Here is a 20,362-nt window from a genome sequence, read left to right as displayed (position 1 = left end):
AGATTGTCGCGCATCGATGAGGACGGCACCGCTCCATGTCGCGCTGCCCAGCGGTCTTGAGTGCACCTCATCGCAAGCAAAAAAACACATCATGCAAAACGTAATATTGCGCAATGTGATGTATTGAAGTATAAGCAAAAGAGAGAAGGAAGACGTTGGCAGGATATGGCCAATGTTTGCACATTTTGTCCGAGGGGTCTGTGATGGGCGTTTCCCGCAAAGCTGAATGCTCCGCCGCACGCGAACGCGATTGCGAGCAATCGCTGCCTCGCGCGCGTTTGCGCATGCATCTTTTCCCTGGAAGCGGGAGAACGTCCTAGTGCCGAGGCCAGCGAAAAACCTGAAGCTTGAGCAGCGCATCGAAGTGGCAAAGCGCTTCGCGGCGGGCGAGAGCGCCAAGGACCTGGCGGCGGCGTTCGGCATCTCCCCGCGCCACGTGAACCGGCTCGCGAAAGAGGAGGCGGGCGAGGGCATCGCGGTGCGCGATCCAAGCGAGACGGTGGCCTTCCGGGCGAGCCGATCCGAGCTGGACGCCTTCGATGCGGAGTGGCGCGAACGGGGCTTTGCCAACCGATCACAGGCGCTCAATGCGGTGCTGCGTGGACGGTGCGGGTTCCTTGATATACCCCGTGATCTGGTCTCGGAATTCTGCGCCGCATGGCGTCAGGCGAAGGATATGAGCGACGCCGGACTGGTGCTCGCCAAGGCGGTCCATCGCGGTCGGCTGGAGGTCTCGGAGGCAGACCGCGCGGTGCTGATCGAACTGCTCGATCTGGCGCAGTCGATGAGTCGTGAGATGGGCCAGATGAAGGATGCGGCGCAGGCGCTGCGTCATCAGGAATGGCCGCAAAAGGAAGAAGGGCAGGAGGCGGAGAACGAGATCCTGGAGGATGACCCGCGCGCGATCGAGCGCGGATTGAGGCTCGTCAGGAATGGCTGATCCGCTCGCCCTCTACACCTCGGTCATGGGGCGGCTCTGGGAGGATGAGCGCATCCGGGGCCAGGCCGCGGCGCGGATCGACGCGCGGTTGGCGGGGCGTCGGCAGGGGCGGAGTTTCGCGCGCGTTGGAACCATGTCGGCGCGCAACGCGCTGAAAGTAGCCTCGGGTCAGAGCCGAGCGGCGGTGTTCAAACGGATCCGGGCAGGGGGCTGCAAGACGCGTGCTTCGCTTGGGGCGCAGATCTCCTACATCAATGACAAGGCGGTCTACACCTATTCGACGATGACCAACGCGCTGACCGATGCGGCGGTGCTGTCTGAGGAACAGAAAGAGGACATCGTCGAGGACTGGGCCGGGACCTGGCGCGGCTCGACCAAGCTCGGGTTCACCTCGCACATGCTGCTGTCCTTCCCGACCGACGTGACGGTCGATCAGGTTCGCGACATCGCGATAGACTGGACCGAGCATTTCTTCGAGAGCGGCGAATACGGCGACCAATGGGACTATGTCCTCGCGGTTCATGACGACCGGGCGCACAAGCACGCGCATATCATCCTGAACAATCGCGGCGTCGAGAAGGGCACCTGGTTTTCGTGTTGGGCCGAGGGCGTGATGTCGCCGCAGCTCATGCGCGAGAAGCAGGCTGAAATTGCGGAACGCTATGGCGTGATGCTTGATGCCACCACGCGGCTCGAGCGCGGCATTTTCGAGAAGCCCGCCGGGATCGAGGAGATCTACCGCGCCAAGGAAGAGGCTCGCCTGCCGCGCGAGATCGTCATGACGGCCCAGGAAACTGCCATCGCGCAGGCGCAGGTGGTGGGCTTCGCCAAGGACTACAAGAACCTCGCGGATCTGCTGGACCGGATGGACCAGCGCCACATGGCGCGCGCCGTGCGCGGCATGGCGGACGGACTGGGCTCGGGCACGCCGTGGAACTTCACCGAAGGAGAGATAGACATGAAGGACATCAAGACCGTCGGTGATGCGATCGACTATTCCGAGCGCACGATCGAGGCGCTGAGGCTCAAGGCCGAGGAACTGGACCCGGCCGAGCGCGCCGCGTTCGAGGCCAAGGCCGCGCCGATCATCGCGGACCTCTCGCAGATGGTGCCGGACCCGGAGTTGCGCGTGCGCTTCGGCAAGCAGCTCGAAGAACCCTATCCGCCGGGGGCGGGCAGTGAGGTTCTGATCGCCGCGCTGCAGTCGGGCAATGACGAAGGGCTGCGTGACGTGCTCGAGCGGGCCGAGGAGGTCGGGATGGATAGCGAGGAACTGGTGGCGCGGATCAGTGCCGGCGGCACGCGGAACTACGGCATGGCACAGGACTGGGTCGAGCGGGACATGAACGCGGTGCTGGCCAAGGACGGTCTGAGCGTGGAGACCGCGAGTGACGACCAACTCGACGCCGCGCTCGAGAAGGTCGACGGCGTGATGGACGCGCTGATGGAACGCGCCAAGGAACTGGGTGTCGAGATTGGTCGGACCCTCGCGGACGAGGAAGAGGCGACGCTGCCGCTCATCGACGAGGACGACCGGACGCCCAATCCCTACCTGCAGGACCTCGCCCACATGTTGCGCGACGGCAAGCTCAGCGAGGAACAGGAAGAGACGGTCGAGCGGACCCTGCAATCCGAGCTCTTCAAGGAGTTGGGCGAAGAAGGCTTGGCCGAGCTTCGCCGCGGCAACTACGAGGTGCTGGACGCGGCGCTGCCGAGCAAGCTCGATCAGATCACCGTCACGCAGGAGTTCCTTGAGATGACGTTTGAGGAAACCGGCGATCAGGTCTTCACCGACCGCGCTGCCGGGTTGCAGCAGGATAAGGCGACCGAGGTGGCGCGATTGCGCGGCCAGCAGGAGGTGCAGGAGTTGGGGCGTGATCTCGGTCGGGACCGCGGTCTCGATGACGAGATGGAATTCTAAAGGGGAGATGACCACCATGACCAAGACACTTCCCCTCTGGGCAGCGCTCCTCTTCGGTGTGATCTGCGGCGCCGTCATCGGCACCATCGTTGCCGCCTTCTACCTGACCCTGGCCCTGAAAACGGGGTTTCAGAGTTTCGACATGTTGGCGCTCTGGAAGGCGAGCGCCAGCACCCGCGCGGTACATCCCGAAGCCTTCAAGGTGGGCTTCGGGGCCGTTGGCTTTGGCGCGATCGGTCTCGGCACCCTGGCGCTGGCTTGGACCTGGAAGAAAGAGCGGGACGATTACGGCTCGGCACACTGGCAGACCAAGGCGGAGCTGAAGAAGAACGACATGTTGCAGGCGCCGGGCAAGGGCTTTGTCTGCGGCAAACTCGGCGCGCCGACCTCGAAGGCTGAGTTCATCTCTTCGACCACGATCCCGCATGTGATGATGGTCGCCCCAACCCGCGCCGGTAAGGGCGTCGGCTTCGTGATCCCGAACCTCCTAAGCTTCGCGGGTTCGGTCGTGGTGCTCGACGTGAAGGGTGAGAACTTCGAGAAGACAGCGCGGTTGCGGGCGCTGAATGGCGACGAGGTCTATCGCTTCAGCCCGTTTGATTGGGCCAATGCCACGCATCGCTACAATCCTCTGGCCCGGATCGCCAAGGCCCCGAGCTTCGCGCAGCGCTTCACCGAGGTCTCGATCCTGGCCGACCTCTTCCTCGACAAGGACAACAAGCAACTCGACACCTTCTCCGAGGCCGGCAAGTCGATCTTCGTCGCGGCCTGTCTGCTGGCGATCCAGCGCGGAACGCCGAACCTTGGCGAGGTGAACAAGATCGTCGCCGGGGGCGAGTACAAGAACGCCCAGTACAAGACCTATGCCGATGAAGCCGAAGAAGACATCCTGCGCGAGCTCTGGACCAACGCGGCCTCTGCCTCGTCGCGGCTGCTGACCTCAAACATCCAGGCGCTGATGACCGCGGGCCTCAAGCAGTGGGACAACCCGGCAGTGCGCTCGGCCACGCAAGCCAGCGACTTCGATTTCTCGACTTTTCGGAATCAACCGCAGTCGCTCTATATCGCCGTCTCCGAAGATCACATCGCAACCCTCGCCCCACTCCTGCGCCTGATGTTCGCCGATCTCATCGCCTCGATCCGCCTGAATGAACCGGGCCCCGACGAACCCTGGCCGGTCATGATGATGATCGACGAATTCCAGCAGATGGGTGCAATGCCCTATCTCGAACGCGCTATCCATTCCTTGGCAAGCTATGGCGGCCGCGTCGCGATGATCGCGCAGTCTCTGGCTTCGCTCGACCGGATCTACGGGCCCGAGGGCCGCGAAAGCCTCGAGAACGGGGCAGGGCTCAAGCTCTACATCACCCCGCGCGACCAGCGCACGGTGAAGGAAGTCTCGGCCGCCGTCGGCAGCACCACCCGCGAGGCGGTGACCAAGATGTATGGCCGCAACAAAGGTATCCTCGGCGCGACCTCGACTTCGGCGCGGCTGGAAGAACGGCCGCTGCTTTCCGAGACCGAAGCGCGCCTGATGGACCCCGACGAGGTGATCATCCTCGCCTCGCCCCAGCACCCGATCAAGGCGAGCCGGATCAAGTATTACGACGATCCCTTCTTCAAGCAGATGCTGGCCCGCCAAGAAGGTAAGCCCTTTCCCTATCCGCCGAGCGTGCAGGGTGTTGGGCCTTGGGGCAGCGAAGGTGGCGATGAGGCCGGCGCAGACGAGCAGGCGAAACCGGCCGAACGCGCGCCAGTCCGGGATCGCTCGCAGCGCCGCGAAGCGCGCGCGATGAGCGTGAGGACGATGGAAGCCGGGCGCGGGCAACCAGAGCCGGAGATGCTCGAGCGGGAAGCGGACTTGCCGAAGGAATGGGAGGCGGCGCTCGACCGGCAGGAGGACTTCATTGAAGAGCTATTGGGAGGGTGAGCGCGGTCTTCGCGCGACTGTCCCTTGTTAATCTTCTGTGTTGTGCGCGGAGGATGACTGTTTGTAGCCTCTGCCAGTCAGACTGCCATCGTAAAGCATGCGTACTCTTGACGTCTCCACTGCTGCTGTTCGCCAGCGTTTTTCAGCAACCAGAAGGTCTCCCGTGCGGCCTTTGGCGTAAGGGTACAGAGCCGAAACCCAAATCAATCAGCGTTCAATCAAGCCGGTTGTGTTTTCAGATTGCTCCGCCAGCTTGCCGAGCAACACCTTGCTAGACTTGTGTTCATATGTGTTTGACAGGCAGTTCGTCCAGATTCTCAATGGGTTGCTTTGCAAGCGACGATACGCGATCTTATTCGAAATAATACAATCATAGATTTATGGGGGAGTTGTCGGCAGGCATGGGCTTACTTGACGATATAGCGGGCGAAACTGGGAGCGCGACTTCAACTGACCCAGTTTCTGCCGTTGGGGTTAGATATCGTGACGCCTTGCGGCTTCTCTTCATTCTAGCGGCCGGTTCCGATCCTGCTGACGATCCTGCTGAAGAATGCGTGAAAGTCTTCAGGGCCGAAAAACGGCTAATGGCTATGGATTTCTTGGTGCGCTATCCAGACTATCTGGCTGACGCGTTACTGGACGTGGTCGAAGCCGAGGGTGATCTCGACCTGCTTAAGAAGGTCGAAGGCATTTTTGATGCTGATGAACCTTCTGTCAGGCTAGTGCGCATGGTCAGGTGGAAGCGAGGAGCTTACGAGAACATCGCGGATGCACTTGCCTTGCTAAGCTACTACGGACTCGTCCGATCGATGCAGCTTAAAGGCGAAGATGGCAAGGTGCGTCGCTATGAATACCAGATATCATCGAAGGCAATGGCTTTCTTGGACCAGTGTGTAGCCGATCATCCGGACTTGGTGTGGTACCGGGACCGGATGACGCTAGTGATGCGGGTAGCTTCCGGTAAAAGCGGTTCGAAGCTTAAGGACTGGCAATACGAGCATCCCACCTATGGCAAGACACTTCATGGCGATCTCATCCCGAGCATTCGTGTGGAAGTCGAGAAGCGCCTACGCGCGATTTCGGAGAATCTGAAATGAGAAAGTCTGCGCCAATTCAATCCACCGAGAGTGGCTGGCTCCGCGCCATTGCGGAACGTTCAGGCACTGAGGAAAGCACAGCCAAGTCTGTGCTACAGAAATACAACATCCAGCCGCAGCCTACACCTCCTCGAGCGAAGTCATTGCGGTTCAAAAGCATAAGAGTTGCAGGTGCCCGTGCAGAGTCCGACTGTGACGGGCCGTTTGATAAGACTTGGGCCAACCTCGGCGCTGGATTGTTTGCGGTAATGTCGGACCGCAACCTCCGCGGCAAGTCTTCTATCCTAAATCTGCTATACGCTGTCATCAGGGGCGAGTTCCGGGGAAGGGTTAAGGCGGACGTCTGGAAATGGCTGGAAATCGTCGATGTGACTTATGAGATCGACGGCATTCTCCACCGTACTGAATTGCGGAAAGATGTCGGAGAGGAGGATCCGGCGAAAGCGAAAGCCCGCGTCAGCCGTTCGGGCAGCGACGGGAGCTGGGTGCCATTATACGACGGTGATGGCGGCGAAGGGCTGAAGTCGCAAACGGAACAGCTAATGATGGCTGAACTAACCTTCTCGCCGATATATGCACACAATTCCAAAACCGGTGGTCATGCTCATGGCTGGCCACTGATTTCATCGGCACTCTTCTTGTCGAGTTCGACGAACGCCAAGGCACTTTTCGGCGACGTCACGATCGATGGTATCCCGTTACGCCTACTGCAACTATTCATCGGTTTGCCGTGGGTCTCGACGTATAGCGCGGCCCTCACAGCGCAGAAGGAGGTCGAGGAATCCCGCGCCGCTCGTCCAGACCAGTCTGCGCTGTACAAGGGCCTTGCGAAAAGGTTGGAGACGGTCAACGCCAAGCTGGAGACAGCAAGGGAAAGCGTGAAGAAGGTTGACGATCGCTCAAGGAAACGGGTCGAGTTGAACGATTTGGACCAACAGATGGTCACTCTGCGCGAAGTTGCGGATTCCACGCGGGCTGCTTTCGAAGTGGCTGATGTCTCGCTGCAGAAGATTGCGGAGAGCTTCGAGAAAGCCCGTCAAAGGGTACAGCAACTGGAGGACGAGAAGTCAGCCGGCTATTCGTTCCGCAAGCTTAGCCCATCCTGCTGCCCAGCCTGCGAAGCCAAATACAAAGAGGTCGTGGCGGCGCCTGGGTCAACTGGCGATGGAAGCACCTGTCTGCTTTGCAAGAACGATATTCCCCAGGGCACAGAGGATTTTGAAGAAGATCACATTCAGCTTGCGAAAGATGAAGTCGACGCCCTCGACGCGTCATTGAAATTAGCTAGGGAGAAGCAAAAAGCCGCGGAAAAATCTGCAAACAACGCTGCAATCGAACTTCGAAAAGCAAAGGATCGGGTTTCCGCGTTGCAGGTCGACCTTGCTGCCAAGGTCCCTGATACAGAGCTGGAGATCGTCCAGCTGGAAGCCCAGGCAGCTCAACTTCGCGACCTCATGGGTGATGGAGCGACATCTACAAGCTCGGACGCCAATACCGATGCTGCGGATAAGGTTCTCAGGGCAGCCACTGACGTCACCAAAGAACTTATGGTTGATATGCAATCTGAGATTCTGAAGCAGATATCGCAATCGGTGATGCTCCTTTCCCGGAAGTTTGGCATGCCCAACGCCACTGAGATGCAACTGGACAACGGAGGTCGGCTCAAAGTCAAACAAGGTGGAGCTATCGAATGGTTTAGCAACTTGACCATGGGTGAACGGCTGCGCATCAAGATTGCCGTGGCGCTCGCTGCGGTCGAAGTCGCAAGGGAACGGGGTCACGGCCGCCACCCCGGTTTGATGGTGATCGACTCGCCGGCGTCCGAAGAGGTCGTGGACAAGGATTTCGAGGCGATGCTCGATAGCGTTGCAACCGCGGCCTCGGAGATAGGCGGTGTGCAGATAATCATCGGCACGACAGCGCGTCCTTCCGTTGAAGCCGTTGTGCCAATCGAGCATCGTCTCCATGCCAAAGGCGACGACTACGTTTTCTAAGCGGTGAGTCATGGAATATCTTATCGAGTTGTTACGCGCCGATGCTGACGGATCCAGTGATCCGGGCTCCGTTTCAGCGGAGCGATTGCTTTCTGCAGTACAAAAACTCGCGCCCGGTTCAGACCGAGCCGATGGCTTTTGCTGGCTGACCCGATGGATATCCGAGACCTCTGTCCAATCCGTATTGTTGGAAATGCTGGCGTGGACTGACGACGCTCCAGCACTGGCCGAGATGGTCGATTGTCTGGAGCGGATCGAGATACCAGCCGGGTTCGCCAAGCCAGCGTGGACAAGTCTTTGTTCCCATTTCGAAGATGAAAGCAATCATTCATGGGGGCGTTCCCATGCACTGAGAGGTGCGATGCTGCTCTCGCAAGAGAACGCGGTTCTCGTGCGTAGGCTACAGGCCAGCATCCTCGACGTTTCGACAGAGGACGATCCACAATTCCTGCGTCACGTCGCCAAGGTGGTTGGCGCTATTCTACGTCGATATCCGGATACAGACTTTATGTTGCTTCTCGAACAATTGGCGACGCTGGATACTGTCGCAGACGAAGCGTGCATGGAAATTGGGTTAGCTAAGCTTCGCGAAGGACTGGCCGCACCCACCGAGGAAGCCCTTTGGTCGGCGCTTGCGTCCGCAAAAAAATGGTTCGAGCGATCCCTCGAGAACAGCGAGCGTCGTCCGGATGCAAAACTCTATTTGCTTTGCACGACCTTCCTGCTGTCAGTACGGGAAGACGGGCTCCGAGCAGATTTGAAAGATCGTTTACCTGAATTGGAAATTGCTGCCATCGAGTATACTGCGTTTTCACAGGCGCGCCACGCGTCTCACTCATGGCTGGCTGTTTCCTCGAGGGAACGCTTTCATTGGTTGTCAATGGCAACAAAATTAGCTGCTCTGGCCCACTCCCTAGGCAAAGAAATTTGGTTGAACGTTGCAATTGTGATTGAGGATGAGCTTCTGTCAATTTTCTACCCTGGAAGCGAAGTTTTTGGTCTGCCATCTACGCCCGGCCTCGATGCGTCAATGCAGGATGCTACCATCCGTGGAATGCGCGAACGCAGGTACTACCTTCAAGCGCTGGAGGAGTGGCTACAGGTCAACATTGACCATGGAAAAGCCGGGGCTGTAGCGGAGCTGCGCGAAACGCTCAAGCGGTCGATGGAGGACTCGCTTAATCGCCGCCCTTTCGACGCCACGACCACTAGCCGGCTGGTTGAGGTACTAGAAGATGCCGGCTTCAGCGAAGCCGCGGCCAAAATGGGTGTTTCGGAACTCCGCATGCATGGGGACGCCAATGTTATGGTTGCTCAGCTTTGGCAACAGGTAATCGAACAGTTTGCAACTCAGCCAGACTATTCACGTTTCCCCGACGCGCGGATGCTCGTGGAGTCTCTTGTCGGCCTATTACTGAAGTTTTTGGCTGCCCGGTCAAACGTCGGTGTTAGCACCGATCCTGTCGCCTCCTATTTGTTCCGGCGAAGTGGAAAGCTACCGGTAGAACATGATCTGCAGCTGGATTTTCTGAAATTCTTGCAGACCGGGGGAGCGCCAACCTTCCAAGCAGAGGCGCGTGATCGTGGTGGTGGGAGAGCCGACATCGACGTCCAGTTTCGCGGTGTAAGTTCGATTATCGAGGTTAAGAAGGATGACAACGTACCGGACAACGCTACCTTGGCCAAGCGCTACGCCGGACAAGCGACAGGATATCTCACTACAGGCGTCCGCTTTGGATTTCTGTTGGTCCTCGATCTGACAGATAGGAACGGACACCAGCAACACATTTCGGAGCGGATAACCATAGAGCGTAAAACGCCCGTTGGATCTGATACCGAATACCTTATCGTCGTAGCCCGAGTTCAAGCCCTCCGGAAGACGCCGCACGACCTCAAGTAATACGGCATCATGAAAGTTGCTCCAGGTTACTCCATCAAACCGATTTTTGGGTCTGTGGCGTCGCAGATTTCGATCTTCCTTTCAACCGCCTACCAATATCTGAATTGAAAATGAGGACAATGGCGCAATGTCTGAGCAAACCTTTAGTCCGTGGTTGGCACCGGCGTTGGTTGATCCAGTCAAAAAGACGCTGAAGTCACTTCCGGGATGCGGTAATCTGCGGATCTACCGTTCCACCCTTATCGACAACAAACAGTGGCAGAAGCTCGCCGGACGCGTGGCACCGCCGCCGACTGTGCCCTAGTAGCGTAAGTTCTTTCCCTTAAATGCCTTATTATCACGCGTCCGATTGTCGAGAAAGTAATTCTACGTTGCTTTTTCGGCCGACACCAAAAGACAGCTTGCCTCGGCCCAATAGCGGCTATTGACGAATACAAAGCGAACAGCAGCGCTCGCGCGCTGCTGCCATTCGTAGCCTAAGCACGTTATTTTGCTCGACGCCTGCTGTGTCGGAACGTCTCACGACCCCGGCAGATAGAACTCCGTAATCCCCCGCTTCCCCTCGGCGCGCCCGAGCTGAACGATCACATCGATGGACTTGCGGATGTATTGCCGGACCTCGGCGAATGTCAGCGGCGTCCCTGCCTGCAGCACCATGATCGCCAGTCGATCGATGGCGAGTTCGGCGGTTTCGGCGTGGATGGTGGAGACCGATCCGCCATGGCCTGTGTTAATGGCCTCGAGATAGGTCAGGGCCTCGGCCCCGCGCAGCTCGCCGACGATGATCCGGTCGGGTCGCATACGGAGGGAGGCCTGAAGGAGGGCATTGGCGCTGCGTTGCAAGCCGGAACCACGGTCGGCCAGGAGGGCGACGGTGTTCGGCTGGCCGGGGAAGAGCTCGAAGGCATCCTCGATGGTGATCAGCCGCTCGTGTTCACTGACATGGGTCAGGAGATGGCGGGCGAAAGTGGTCTTGCCGGTCGAGGTGCCGCCACTGATCAGGACGTTGAGCCGCGCCTCGACCAGGGTTTGCAGCGCGGCCTCGAGGTTCACTTCGGCGAGTGTGGCGATGTTCTTCATCTTCTCGGCGCGGAGCGCATCGAGCGAGACGGCCTTGCCGAAGAGATAGGCCGGGGCGTAATCCCGAACGCTGCCCGAGGCGAAAAGGCGGATGGTGATCGAGGCCCCGCGATCGATGGCGGGTGGCACGGCGACCTGGACCCGAAGAGGACGGCCTGCATATTCCACCTTGCCGGAAACGAGGGGGTTCTTTTCAGAGACGCGGGCTTTGGCGTCGCCGACGATGGTCTGGGCCATGTTGAGGGCGGTGGTGCGATCCACAGTCTGGCCTTCGTGGCGCATGGTGGCGTCGCCCGCGACTTCGAGCCAGACCTTGCCATCCGGGTTGATCGCGATCTCGACCACGTCGTCGCGTCGCAAGAGGTCGCGGAACGGGTCAAGATAGCGTTCGAGGTAGGAGGCTGGGCTGTCAGTCCGGGTCAATAGATCACCACATCCCGGTCCACGAGCACGGTGACCGAGGCCCCTTGATCGACATAGATCGTCGGCGCGATCGAGACCTGGTCGGCAATGACCGATCCAACCGCATCCTGAAGGTCGCTGCCGACATCACCCAGGACGATGCTTGTGGTTTCGTTGTTGGTACTCTCCGCCGCCACGGCAGGTGCCGCCCCGATCACGGAGATCAGCGCCGCCCCACCGAAGCGCTCGGCGAACTTGGTGTCGACAAGACCTGTCAGGCCCGAGCGGCCGAGTTGATCCCCGCCGACGGCGGCGATTTCTATCGAGGTGCCATCCGGCGTCAGGACGCGAGTCCAGACGATCAAAATGCGTTTCTGGTGCATCTCGATGCCGGAGCGGTATTGGCCAAAAAGGCGGGAGCCCCGGGGGATCAGGATCCGGTCCCCGGAAAACGCCGGAACCGGCTCGGAGACGACCGCCACGACAGACCCGGGCAGATCGCTGTTGATGGCGGTCTGGAGCGCAGCCTGGATAACCGAGCCTTGGGTCAGGGTGCGCTCAGGGTAAGCGAGGCGGGCAGCCTCCTGCACCTCGAGCGGGCGGGCAGTCTGCAGGAATTGCTCATTGCCCGAGAGGGCCGGCCCCCCGGCACCAGAAGCGGCGGTAGGTTCGGCCACTGCCGCGCCACTCGCGCCGCCGCGCGGCCCGTCGGCATAGACCACGGCAGGAGACTTGATCTGCGCCGCCAGAAGCTCCTCGGCGACCCGTGCGGCCTCGCGCTGACGCTGTTCCTCTTCTTGACGGCGGCGTTCTTCGAGCAGGCGCTGGTCAGCAATCAGCCCCTCACGGTCGAGCTCGGCCTCAAGCCCCTCGCGCTGCGCCCTCTCGGCATCGAGCATGGATTGCAACCCTTCGATCCGGGTCTCGGTCTGGCGCTGCAGGTTGGCAAGCTCGGTTTCTTTTTCGGCCAGCGTGGCCTCTAGCGTCGCTTTCTGTTCATCGAAGGCTTCGCGCAGGTCAGAAACGGCGGACTGGATTTCTGAGTTGCGCGTGGCTTGGCTCGCGGCAAGGGCCTCGCGCAGCTTGGCAATCTCGGCCAGCACTTCGGCGCTTGGCTCGGGGGCAGGGGCCGCAGGCACATCCAGCGCTTCCTCGACGGCGATCAGAGCGTCATTGACCCGTTGCTCGGTCTCGTCGGGCGGGAACTCCAGCCGCCCCCCGGTGCCGGGGCGGCGGTCCTGGAAGGTTTCGACATCGGAAGTCTCGAGGGCGCTGTCACTTGTCTGCAATCCAGTCGCCAGGAAATACGCTACCCCGGCGCCGCCAAGAGCGAGGGCGGCGGCGAGGGCACCGACCCCGAGGCTGTTGCCGCGGCGTTTGGATTTGCCACGCTGGCTAAACTGATCGAGGCGGTCCTGAAGGTCGGGAGGGGTTTGATCGGCCATGGTCAGTTGCTCACATAGATCGCGCTCTCGTCGCGCCACGCACAGATCGCTTCGTCGCCGATGCGCAGCGTCCAGTAGGTGTTCACTCCGAGAACGCGGACAGTGTTGCCTTGCTGGGTCCAGTTCACCGTGCGCTCACGGCCTTGGTCATCGGCCTTGAAGAGGGCGGGCTGACGGGCGTTTTCCGGGAAGACGAAATACGTGTAGCGCCCGTCGTCGTAGATATGACTGGGGCGGAAGTCCCCCTCGCCCGAAACACGGTAGTTGTAGTTGCGGGGTGCCTCGAACCCCTTGGGCTGGGTTGCACCTGCCGTGCGACGTTCTTCGTCCGGGTAGCGGAAGCGGACTTCGAAGAACATGCCGGTGCGGTTCGGGATCGAGCCTTCGCGCAGATGGAAGGAATAGGTGCGGCGGTTGGTGATGACCGTCATGTTGGTCGAGGCCTGCGCGACATGCGGCTTGATCGTCAGCACATTGCCGAGCTCGGGGATCGGGTCGACCTGGAAGCTTTCGGTGTCGCCGACAATGACCGCCTCGAAGCGTTCCCCCGCCCCGAAATGGATCGTGGTCGAATGCCGCAAGTCCGTCTCGATCCGGTAGACCTGGTTTTCATTATAGACTGCGGTGCGGATGCGGATGTCGAGCGGGCCACCTTGCGGCGTGGCCTCGGCGAGTGCCGCAACAGGAAGGACAAGCGCCAGGAAGAGCGCGGGGAAGGATTTCATCTTGGTCAGTTCTCCAGGGTCTCGGCGTCGACGCGGTAGGAGGTCACCACGAAGCCCAAGGGGTTGGCCCAGACGTCCTGAAGGCGCTGGCGGGTTTCGGGTTGGAAGTCGTAGCCGACGGTGGCGACATAGGACCGGGTGACGGTGCGGGTGTCGCGGGGGCGGCGCAGCGTGCGGGTGAAGCGGACCTGAGCCACACCGCGCTCGATCTGGTTCACCGATTTGATCACCACCTCGATCTTGGCGTCGCGGCCATAGACAGTGATCGGGTAGTCTTCGTTGGTGGAGGACCAGAGATCGCGCAGCGTGCGGGCGGCATCGCCGTCCGAGCGGTCGAGGACCGAGTTGATACGTTGCTCGCCATCGGTCAGGTCATAGGTCTCTCGATCGTCGACATAGGCCACGAGATTGGCCTGGATGATGGCGTCGCTTTCCGAGAGCGTCAGGGCCTGGACGGCGGCGACCCGATCCATCTCGCCGGTTTCCTTGTCGACCACGACCACGAAGGTTTCGGTTGATTTGAGGGGAAAGAGGCTCGAGCCGGCGACCATGCCGGCCACGCCGACCAGCACGCCGGCCGCCGCAACGAACCAGGCAAAGCGCTCGCGCCGTCTTGGCCCGTAGATGAAATCCGCCTCGAAAGCGTCGCGGTCAGGCGCAGGAGAACTATTTACCGTCTTCTTCAAAGTCGTCGTCTTTCACATCAGGGTTTGCGGAAGGCCTTGGCGGCGGAGAGAAGCGCGCCGGGGCTTTGACGGATCATCTCGCCGGTCTTGACCACGCCCGCATTGGCCATCTGGTTCAGTTCATGCGGCGATTTGCCGGTGACGAGGCGCGAGGCAGCACCCGTGCCATACTCCCGCGTGTTCACGAAACCCTGGCGCGCAAGCCCGGTCAGGCCCACGGCATTGGAGGCAATGCCGACGACCCCGGTAAGGTTGGAGGCGATGTAGGGCACCGAGGCCATGATCCCGGCGCTGAGAATCAGGATCACGAGGAACGGCAGGATAAGGCTGACGGTCTCCACGTCACCGGGATCGGCGGAGGCGTCCCCGATCGCTTCGGCGATGGCGACGGTGATGCCCGCGGCCCCGGCGGCAGCGACCGGCATGAGCGCATAGCCGATGGTGGCGCGGGTCCAGGCCTCGAAGAGCGACTGGGTCGGTTTGAAGAGCGAGGTCACGATCATGAAGGGGGCGATCACGATCATCAGCGCGAAGACGATGCGGGCGAAGGCGATGATCCCGGCGGTGACGGCGGCAAAGACGGCGGAGAGGACGAAGAAGATGGCGCCCAGGACCGCGCCGAAGACCCAGCCCGCGCGATCGCCAATCGTGTCGCCATAGGCGGTTATTCGGGCGACCATATTGTCGAGGCTCTCATAGACCCCGGCCTCGTCGCCCGAGCCTGTGAGCGCGAGGATCGAGGCGCCGACGGAGTCGGGGACGTCCGTGACCACGCCATAGATGACGCTGAAATTTTCCCAGCTCTGCGCGAATATCCCGACAAGTGCGACCTTCACCCCGAAGGCAAAGCCCGTGCCGAAGGGCAGGGGACGGAGTTGCATCACCGCGTTTATCCCGAGAAGGACGACAAGGAGGGTCGCGCCCGCCGAGATGACATTGCCGACCGAGGCTGCGGAAGAGACAAAGCCGTCCTGCGCCACGGTGTTCACTGCGGCATCGACCTGTCCCAGAATGTCGCGAATGACCCCCATTTACTCCGCACAGGCCTCCGTAACCTGGGCTTCCAGCGCATCGGCCTTGGCGTAGAGATCGAGCACCTTGAACGGCAGTCGCGGGTTGTCCGAGGTCCGGAACCGGGGCAGGGCGCCCAAGGCCTGATCCCAGGTGAACTGGTCGAGCAGGCAAGTGCAGTTCTCTGTGGTCAGCGCCTCCTCGGCGATCAGGATGCGCAGGATCGCGCGGTAACCATTGCGCAGGTAAGCGGTTTCGGCGAGATCCACGGGCGGTTTCGCGACGCGGCAGTCGTCGGCCTCGTCCCGCGCGATAGCCATCGAGCTGGAGGGCGTGTCGACGGAAGGGTTCGTGCTCGGGGTCTGGGCCAGCGCGGCACAGGATAAGGCACTCACGACGAGCGCGGCGAGACCAAGCGCCCGAACTGGAGCCAAGCTGTGGGTCATGGCATGCCTCATGGGTCCACCGCCATCGAGCGGAACTTGCGCTCATCCGCGAGCGTTGCGGCGTCGACAACGCCAAGCTGGCCGGCACTGACGCCTTGCGCCGCTTCCAGCCGCCAGATCTGGGTCAGGATGATGCCAAGCTCGGCGGTCACGCGGGTGTTGAGATCGACGGCGGCTTTCAGCCCGTCCTGATCGTCGATGAGCCCGACCATGGTCTCGAGCCGTTCGAGGCTCTGCCCCGCCTCTTCATGGCTTGCCTCGGCCGCGACGGAGAGCATGGCACTGGCCCCGGCCGAGGCGGCGATGCGGTTGTCGGCGGGCTGATCGGAGCCCGAAAGCGTGCTCAGACGTTCCGAGGTGAAGCCGCTGCCCGAGAGCACCCGTTCGACCGAGGCCGAAAGCTCGGCGCCGGGATTGAAGCCGCTCAGGAAATCGCCGCTGGCCAAAGACTGCGCGGTGTTGAGCGGGGCCACCAGCTTGCCACGCAGCGCGCGGAACTCTTCGACTGTGGCAAAGAGTTCGCCGAGCCCGCTGCCTTCGATCAGCGAGGTCAATTGCGCCTCGAGGTTCGTGAGCTGCGACAGCTGGGTTTCCAGTTCCAGCCGCATGGTGGCGAGTTGCTGCATCTGGACGTTCAGATCCTCGGCCATGTGCTCGAGCTGCGCCACGAGTTGACCAAGCTGCGAGCCATCAAAGGTCGGGACGCCCTGGGCCGTTGCGGGCGAGGCAAACCCGAGTGTGGCGACCGCCGCGACGGTCAGGAGAAGCTGTCTCATTCGGGAACTCCCATCTGCGTGAAGTCGCGCTCGGCCAGCCGGTCGGCGACGAGGTGCTGCGCATAGGCCGCCTCGCGCTGCTGGTTTGCCGCCATCAGCCGGACGCGGAGGTTGAGGATGCGGCCGATCTCGGCCTTGGCGTAGGTGTTGAGCTCCCAGGCCGCCTTGGCATTGGGCTGCGCGTCGATCTGCAGGATGATTGCGCGGAGACGATTGATGACCTGTTCGGTGGTCGCTGAACTGTCGGCGGCGTAATAGACGCCCGCCTCTGAGATGCTGGCATATTCGGCGAGCGCAAAGTCCGAGGGAGAGAGTGTTCCGAGCGCGTCGGCGCCACCGACCACGGCGAGGTATTCGTTGTAGAACTTCGAGATGTTGCGCACGTAGCCTTGGGTCTCGGCAAAGGGCGGCACCCCGCCAAATTCGATGACCCGACCCGGCCCCGCGTTATAGGCCGCGAGCGCATGGGGTATGTTGCCGAAGCGGTTGAGCTGGGTGGTGATATAGCGCGCGCCGCCGCGGAGGTTGTCTTTCACATCGTACCGGTCGACTCCAAGATCGGAGGCGGTGCCGGGCATGAGCTGGGTCAGGCCATAGGCTCCGACCGGGCTTTCAGCGGCGACGTTGAAGCGGCTCTCCTGCTTGATCAGGGCCTGGAAAAGGCAGCGCCACTGGGTGGCCGAGAGACCCGCGCGGGCTACACCGGGGGCACTCGCAAACTCGCTAGAGACCTCGACGATCATCATCTCTACGGTCTCACGGCCTTCGCCGAAGAGGCGGCTGTTCATCGGGCTCGCATCGGTATTGGGATAGACGGCCGCGACCCCGAAATCCGCATTGCCCTCGAGCGCGCGGATATCGAAGCCGGGACCGGTGATGGCAGCCGTCATCTCCTCGAGGACGCGCAACTGGTCGGCCTGGACATCGGCCAGGGTGGATTCGGTGCGGTCCTTGTCCTGCTGGACGGCCAGATCCTCGGCGAGCGCCGTCACCCGCGCGATGGCACGCCCGATCGCGGAATTGTCCTGCGTCGGCACGCCCTGGGCGAGCGCGGGCAGGGTCCCGAGGCCGAGGCAGAGCCCGGCGGATATGATTGCGGCACGGCTCATTCCGGACGGGGCAGGGGCTCGAAGGTGCAGTCGGGTTTGGCTGTCTCCTGAACCGGTGCGCCCATGGTCGAGAAGGAAAGTGCGGACCGGGTCACCTGCGGCTCGCCCTTGCGTCCGAAGCATGGCGAGGTTTTCTCAGTGTATTTTTCGCAAGCCGACAGAAGGCTTGCGGCGGCGCAAAGCGCGAGAAGGGGTTGCGAACTCATATCACATGTCTCCAGAAATCGGGATTGGCGCGCCAATCGGCAGGCACGCGGGCTTCGCCGGTGGCGCCGCCGCCAAGGATGGGCAGCAACTCTCCGAGCGCAGAGAGATCGGCATCGACGAAGACGCTGTCGCCCGCCGAGCGAACGAGCGCGATGCGCTGGCCGATGGTGGGCTGCACGAGAAGGGCCGCCTCCTTGGCGTTGACGCGGAGGAAGTCGTAGTCGGAGACAGTGGCACGATCGTTCGGGAAGAGGATCTGGGTCGGGACTGTTTCGACGATGGTCTTGCCAACGCGGCTGTCGCGCAGCTGGCTTGGATATTGCGTCATCATGATCACGACGCAGTTCATCTTCCGAAGCGTGACCAGCCAGTTTTCCAGCCGCGCCCCGAAATACGGGTCGTCCAAGAGCTTCCAGGCTTCGTCGAGCACGATGATGGTGGGGCGGCGGTCTTCGACCACGCGTTCGATCTGGCGGAAGATGTAGGAGAGCACCGCCATGCGCTCGGTGGTCATGTCGAGGATTTCGGTCATGTCGAAGCCCACGATGTCGCCCGTGAGCTTGAGACCCGCGCCGCGCTCGGGCTCGTCGAAGACCCAGCCATAGCGTCCGCCTGGCGCCCATTCGGCAACGCGGGATTGCAGCTCGCCGTCGTCATCGAGCGACTGAAACAGGGTCTCGAAACTGGCGAAGCGCTGCAGCGCCGCGCCCGCATCGGCGTTCTGGCCGACGGCACTCTGGATGTGGCGGGATTGTTCGCCGGAGAGCGTGCCATTGCGCGTGAGAAGTGTCGCGAGCCAGTCCGAGAGCCAGGCGCGGCCGCGCTCGTCGGTCTCGGTGGCAAGCGGGTTGAGGCCCGTGGGTACGCCAGCCCGGATTTCGTTATAGCGCCCGCCAAGGGCGCGGACCGCCATTTCGAGGCCGCGGTCCTTGTCGAAGAAGAAAAGCCGCGCGCCGACCCGTTGCGCTTGGGCTGCGAGGAAAGCGGTGGTCAGTGTCTTGCCGGTGCCGGTGCGCCCCAGAACGAGCGTATGGCCGACCGTGGGTTCCTTGCTTGGGGCTCCCGCCTCGTGGAAGTTGAAGCGATAGCCAGAAGTGCCGACCGTGGGCAGGACCGTGATGGTTTGACCCCATGGCGACTGGTCCGGGCTGCGCCCCTCGACGCTGCCATGCAGGGCCGCGAAGTCAGCGAAATTAATCGAGGAGATTGGTGTCTTGCGGGCGCGGTAGCCGAAGTTGCCGGGCGACTGCGCGAAATACGTCGCCTTCAGCGCCATGTTTTCGCGGACGATCACCGACATGATTTCCTGGCCCACGCGTTTGATCTGGGCGGCGGCCCGTTCGAGCGTGTCGCGGTCGGGCGCATAGACCGCGATGGAGAGGTGGTGGTCGCCAAAGGCGATGCGTCCTGCCTCCTGATCATCGGCGGCTTGTCCCAGCTGTTCGCGCAGGGACACGGCGGCATCGTCTGAGGCGTGCATCTGACGAATGATCCGCTGGATGCGTTCGGCCATGATGTTGTTCGGGATCGGGCTGAAGGAGTTCGTGAGCACGATGTCGAGGGGCAGGTCGAGCGCGTCGAGCAGCGTGACGTCGGTCAGTGCGGGATAGGTCTTCATTGAGAAGAGCGCGCCGTATTTGACCCGCCCAGTCACTGCATCGGTCAGGGTGGCCACGTCGCCATCAAAGGTCGCGCGGCAATTGCTCAGGGTGTGCGAGAGGGGCAAGGCACTTTGCCCGAAGGCGATGGGGGAGAAGCTGCCGGCGTTCAGCGTATTGAGATAGCCCAGCCATTCGCCGCCAGCTTTCGTGAGTCTGACCGGATTGGCCGACGCAAGCGCCACCTCGAAGAAGCCCATGACCTCGTTCAACTCCTGCATCCGTGTCGCGCGGTCCTTGACCCAGGCCTTGCGGGCCAGTGCCCGAAGGAGCGGAATGCGCGCCGAGATGTCGGGCCGCCGGATGACGCTGAGATAAAGCTGGCGCTTGGCGGGGCGCAGGTTTTTCACATGGGACTGCCACCGCGCATCGATCGCGGCGGCGAAGCTGTCGCCCTCGATGGGGCGCATCCCGAGATTTTGCGGCACGGAGATCCGGTGTATGTAGAAACCGAAGGCATTGCCGGTCTGGGCGACGATGGCGGCAACCGCGCGCTTGAGCGCGTCGAGCCGGGCGTCCTCAGTGGTCATCGGATTGAGACCATCGAGGCGCATGGTTGCGAGGAGATCGCCTTCTCGCAGCACCATGACATCGTCATCCGTGAGCGCGAAATACGGCAGGTGCTCGGCCAGATAGCTCTCCCGCGCGAACTCGCCGCCGCCGGCGTGATGCAAGGCGGTCCCGAAGGAAGAAAGGGTGCCCGCATCACGCGCCAAAGCTGTCGCCTCCATGCAGGGCCCGGTTCTTCGTCGCGCGCACAGAGCCGTAGGAGACGCGCAGGACCTCGAAGAAATGCGGCTCGCGGTCGGCGACGAACCAGAGGATCGGATAGGCGACAATCCCGATCAGGAAGAACACCATCGACTTCGTCCAGATGAACGGCAGAACGACCCCGGTCGCCAGAACCACGAGGTATCCGACAGGGAGACCCAGATACTTGGGCGGACGGGCGAGGCCCAGAAAGAGGGGAGATCGTTCTGCCATTGGGTGATATTCCGGCTTAGAAGGAAATGTGTGTCCGGAGAGGGGCCCGAG

Annotated in this window: 17 protein-coding genes; 6 read left to right on the top strand and 11 right to left on the bottom strand. The window is 61.7% G+C overall.

What is annotated here, in order from left to right; all coding sequences use genetic code 11:
• The first annotated feature begins 319 nt into the window (after positions 1-319).
• The 6 genes from RB2654_RS21020 (at position 320) to RB2654_RS20995 (ending at position 9,782) form a co-directional block, all read left to right on the top strand.
• Positions 320-940: a helix-turn-helix domain-containing protein gene (locus RB2654_RS21020; protein WP_008335612.1), complete on the top strand. Its 621-nt coding sequence runs from the start codon at positions 320-322 to the stop codon at positions 938-940.
• Complete coding sequence (locus RB2654_RS21015) at positions 933-2,861, top strand: relaxase/mobilization nuclease domain-containing protein (RefSeq protein WP_008335610.1); 1,929 nt, start codon at positions 933-935, stop codon at positions 2,859-2,861. Before RB2654_RS21020 ends, RB2654_RS21015 begins: the two co-directional genes overlap by 8 nt.
• Positions 2,862-2,877: 16 nt before the next feature.
• Positions 2,878-4,791, top strand: a complete 1,914-nt coding sequence (locus RB2654_RS21010; RefSeq protein WP_027246185.1) for a type IV secretory system conjugative DNA transfer family protein — start codon at positions 2,878-2,880, stop codon at positions 4,789-4,791.
• A gap of 491 nt (positions 4,792-5,282) precedes the next feature.
• Positions 5,283-5,888, top strand: a complete 606-nt coding sequence (locus tag RB2654_RS21005; RefSeq protein WP_187432417.1) for a hypothetical protein — start codon at positions 5,283-5,285, stop codon at positions 5,886-5,888.
• On the top strand, positions 5,885-7,882 hold the full coding sequence (locus RB2654_RS21000) for a hypothetical protein (RefSeq protein ID WP_036761585.1): 1,998 nt from the start codon (positions 5,885-5,887) through the stop codon (positions 7,880-7,882). The genes RB2654_RS21005 and RB2654_RS21000 overlap by 4 nt, the downstream gene beginning before the upstream one ends.
• Before the next feature lie 10 nt (positions 7,883-7,892).
• Positions 7,893-9,782, top strand: coding sequence for a hypothetical protein (locus tag RB2654_RS20995; RefSeq protein ID WP_083783485.1), 1,890 nt, complete (start codon positions 7,893-7,895; stop codon positions 9,780-9,782).
• A gap of 519 nt (positions 9,783-10,301) precedes the next feature.
• On the opposite strand, the gene RB2654_RS20990 is transcribed toward RB2654_RS20995, so the two are convergent.
• The 11 genes from RB2654_RS20990 to RB2654_RS20940 are packed head-to-tail and all read right to left on the bottom strand — an operon-like array spanning position 10,302 to position 20,311.
• Positions 10,302-11,285, bottom strand: a complete 984-nt coding sequence (locus RB2654_RS20990; RefSeq protein WP_040885921.1) for an ATPase, T2SS/T4P/T4SS family — start codon at positions 11,283-11,285, stop codon at positions 10,302-10,304.
• Positions 11,282-12,709 carry a TraB/TrbI/VirB10 family type IV secretion system protein gene (locus RB2654_RS20985; RefSeq protein ID WP_008335600.1) on the bottom strand — a complete coding sequence of 476 codons (1,428 nt, stop codon included), beginning with the start codon at positions 12,707-12,709 and terminating at the stop codon, positions 11,282-11,284. Before RB2654_RS20985 ends, RB2654_RS20990 begins: the two co-directional genes overlap by 4 nt.
• Before the next feature lie 2 nt (positions 12,710-12,711).
• On the bottom strand, positions 12,712-13,434 hold the full coding sequence (locus tag RB2654_RS20980) for a TrbG/VirB9 family P-type conjugative transfer protein (RefSeq protein WP_008335598.1): 723 nt from the start codon (positions 13,432-13,434) through the stop codon (positions 12,712-12,714).
• Positions 13,435-13,439: 5 nt separating this feature from the next.
• Positions 13,440-14,120 carry a VirB8 family type IV secretion system protein gene (locus RB2654_RS20975; RefSeq protein WP_040885920.1) on the bottom strand — a complete coding sequence of 227 codons (681 nt, stop codon included), beginning with the start codon at positions 14,118-14,120 and terminating at the stop codon, positions 13,440-13,442.
• A gap of 17 nt (positions 14,121-14,137) precedes the next feature.
• On the bottom strand, positions 14,138-15,151 hold the full coding sequence (locus RB2654_RS20970) for a TrbL/VirB6 family protein (protein WP_008335595.1): 1,014 nt from the start codon (positions 15,149-15,151) through the stop codon (positions 14,138-14,140).
• Positions 15,152-15,577: a hypothetical protein gene (locus RB2654_RS20965; protein WP_083783484.1), complete on the bottom strand. Its 426-nt coding sequence runs from the start codon at positions 15,575-15,577 to the stop codon at positions 15,152-15,154. It abuts the gene before it with no gap.
• Between the two features lie 8 nt (positions 15,578-15,585).
• Positions 15,586-16,353: a type IV secretion system protein gene (locus tag RB2654_RS20960; protein ID WP_008335586.1), complete on the bottom strand. Its 768-nt coding sequence runs from the start codon at positions 16,351-16,353 to the stop codon at positions 15,586-15,588.
• Positions 16,350-17,462: a lytic transglycosylase domain-containing protein gene (locus RB2654_RS20955; RefSeq protein ID WP_008335584.1), complete on the bottom strand. Its 1,113-nt coding sequence runs from the start codon at positions 17,460-17,462 to the stop codon at positions 16,350-16,352. Before RB2654_RS20955 ends, RB2654_RS20960 begins: the two co-directional genes overlap by 4 nt.
• Entirely contained in the window at positions 17,459-17,668 is a 210-nt protein-coding gene (locus RB2654_RS20950) for a hypothetical protein (RefSeq protein WP_008335582.1), read from the bottom strand. Before RB2654_RS20950 ends, RB2654_RS20955 begins: the two co-directional genes overlap by 4 nt.
• A complete protein-coding gene (locus RB2654_RS20945) occupies positions 17,665-20,058 on the bottom strand; it encodes a VirB4 family type IV secretion/conjugal transfer ATPase (RefSeq protein WP_187432416.1) in 2,394 nt (797 codons plus the stop codon). Before RB2654_RS20945 ends, RB2654_RS20950 begins: the two co-directional genes overlap by 4 nt.
• Positions 20,033-20,311, bottom strand: coding sequence for a VirB3 family type IV secretion system protein (locus tag RB2654_RS20940; protein ID WP_008335580.1), 279 nt, complete (start codon positions 20,309-20,311; stop codon positions 20,033-20,035). The genes RB2654_RS20945 and RB2654_RS20940 overlap by 26 nt, the downstream gene beginning before the upstream one ends.
• Positions 20,312-20,362 lie beyond the last annotated feature (51 nt).

This window comes from Maritimibacter alkaliphilus HTCC2654 (assembly GCF_000152805.1).
GTDB lineage: Bacteria > Pseudomonadota > Alphaproteobacteria > Rhodobacterales > Rhodobacteraceae > Maritimibacter > Maritimibacter alkaliphilus.
The sequence above is the reverse complement of the archived record's forward strand: the minus strand, read 5'-3'. Positions and strand labels throughout refer to the sequence as shown.

Excerpts from the sequence above, each read along its gene's own strand:
- RB2654_RS20955 (WP_008335584.1), bottom strand. The coding sequence starts at position 17,462 with ATGAGCCGTGCCGCAATCATATCCGCCGGGCTCTGCCTCGGCCTCGGG.
- RB2654_RS20995 (WP_083783485.1), top strand. The coding sequence starts at position 7,893 with ATGGAATATCTTATCGAGTTGTTACGCGCCGATGCTGACGGATCCAGT.
- RB2654_RS20945 (WP_187432416.1), bottom strand. The coding sequence starts at position 20,058 with ATGGAGGCGACAGCTTTGGCGCGTGATGCGGGCACCCTTTCTTCCTTC.
- RB2654_RS21015 (WP_008335610.1), top strand. The coding sequence starts at position 933 with ATGGCTGATCCGCTCGCCCTCTACACCTCGGTCATGGGGCGGCTCTGG.
- RB2654_RS20985 (WP_008335600.1), bottom strand. The coding sequence starts at position 12,709 with ATGGCCGATCAAACCCCTCCCGACCTTCAGGACCGCCTCGATCAGTTT.
- RB2654_RS21000 (WP_036761585.1), top strand. The coding sequence starts at position 5,885 with ATGAGAAAGTCTGCGCCAATTCAATCCACCGAGAGTGGCTGGCTCCGC.
- RB2654_RS20980 (WP_008335598.1), bottom strand. The coding sequence starts at position 13,434 with ATGAAATCCTTCCCCGCGCTCTTCCTGGCGCTTGTCCTTCCTGTTGCG.
- RB2654_RS20960 (WP_008335586.1), bottom strand. The coding sequence starts at position 16,353 with ATGAGACAGCTTCTCCTGACCGTCGCGGCGGTCGCCACACTCGGGTTT.
- RB2654_RS21010 (WP_027246185.1), top strand. The coding sequence starts at position 2,878 with ATGACCAAGACACTTCCCCTCTGGGCAGCGCTCCTCTTCGGTGTGATC.
- RB2654_RS20950 (WP_008335582.1), bottom strand. The coding sequence starts at position 17,668 with ATGAGTTCGCAACCCCTTCTCGCGCTTTGCGCCGCCGCAAGCCTTCTG.
- RB2654_RS20940 (WP_008335580.1), bottom strand. The coding sequence starts at position 20,311 with ATGGCAGAACGATCTCCCCTCTTTCTGGGCCTCGCCCGTCCGCCCAAG.
- RB2654_RS20970 (WP_008335595.1), bottom strand. The coding sequence starts at position 15,151 with ATGGGGGTCATTCGCGACATTCTGGGACAGGTCGATGCCGCAGTGAAC.
- RB2654_RS20965 (WP_083783484.1), bottom strand. The coding sequence starts at position 15,577 with ATGACCCACAGCTTGGCTCCAGTTCGGGCGCTTGGTCTCGCCGCGCTC.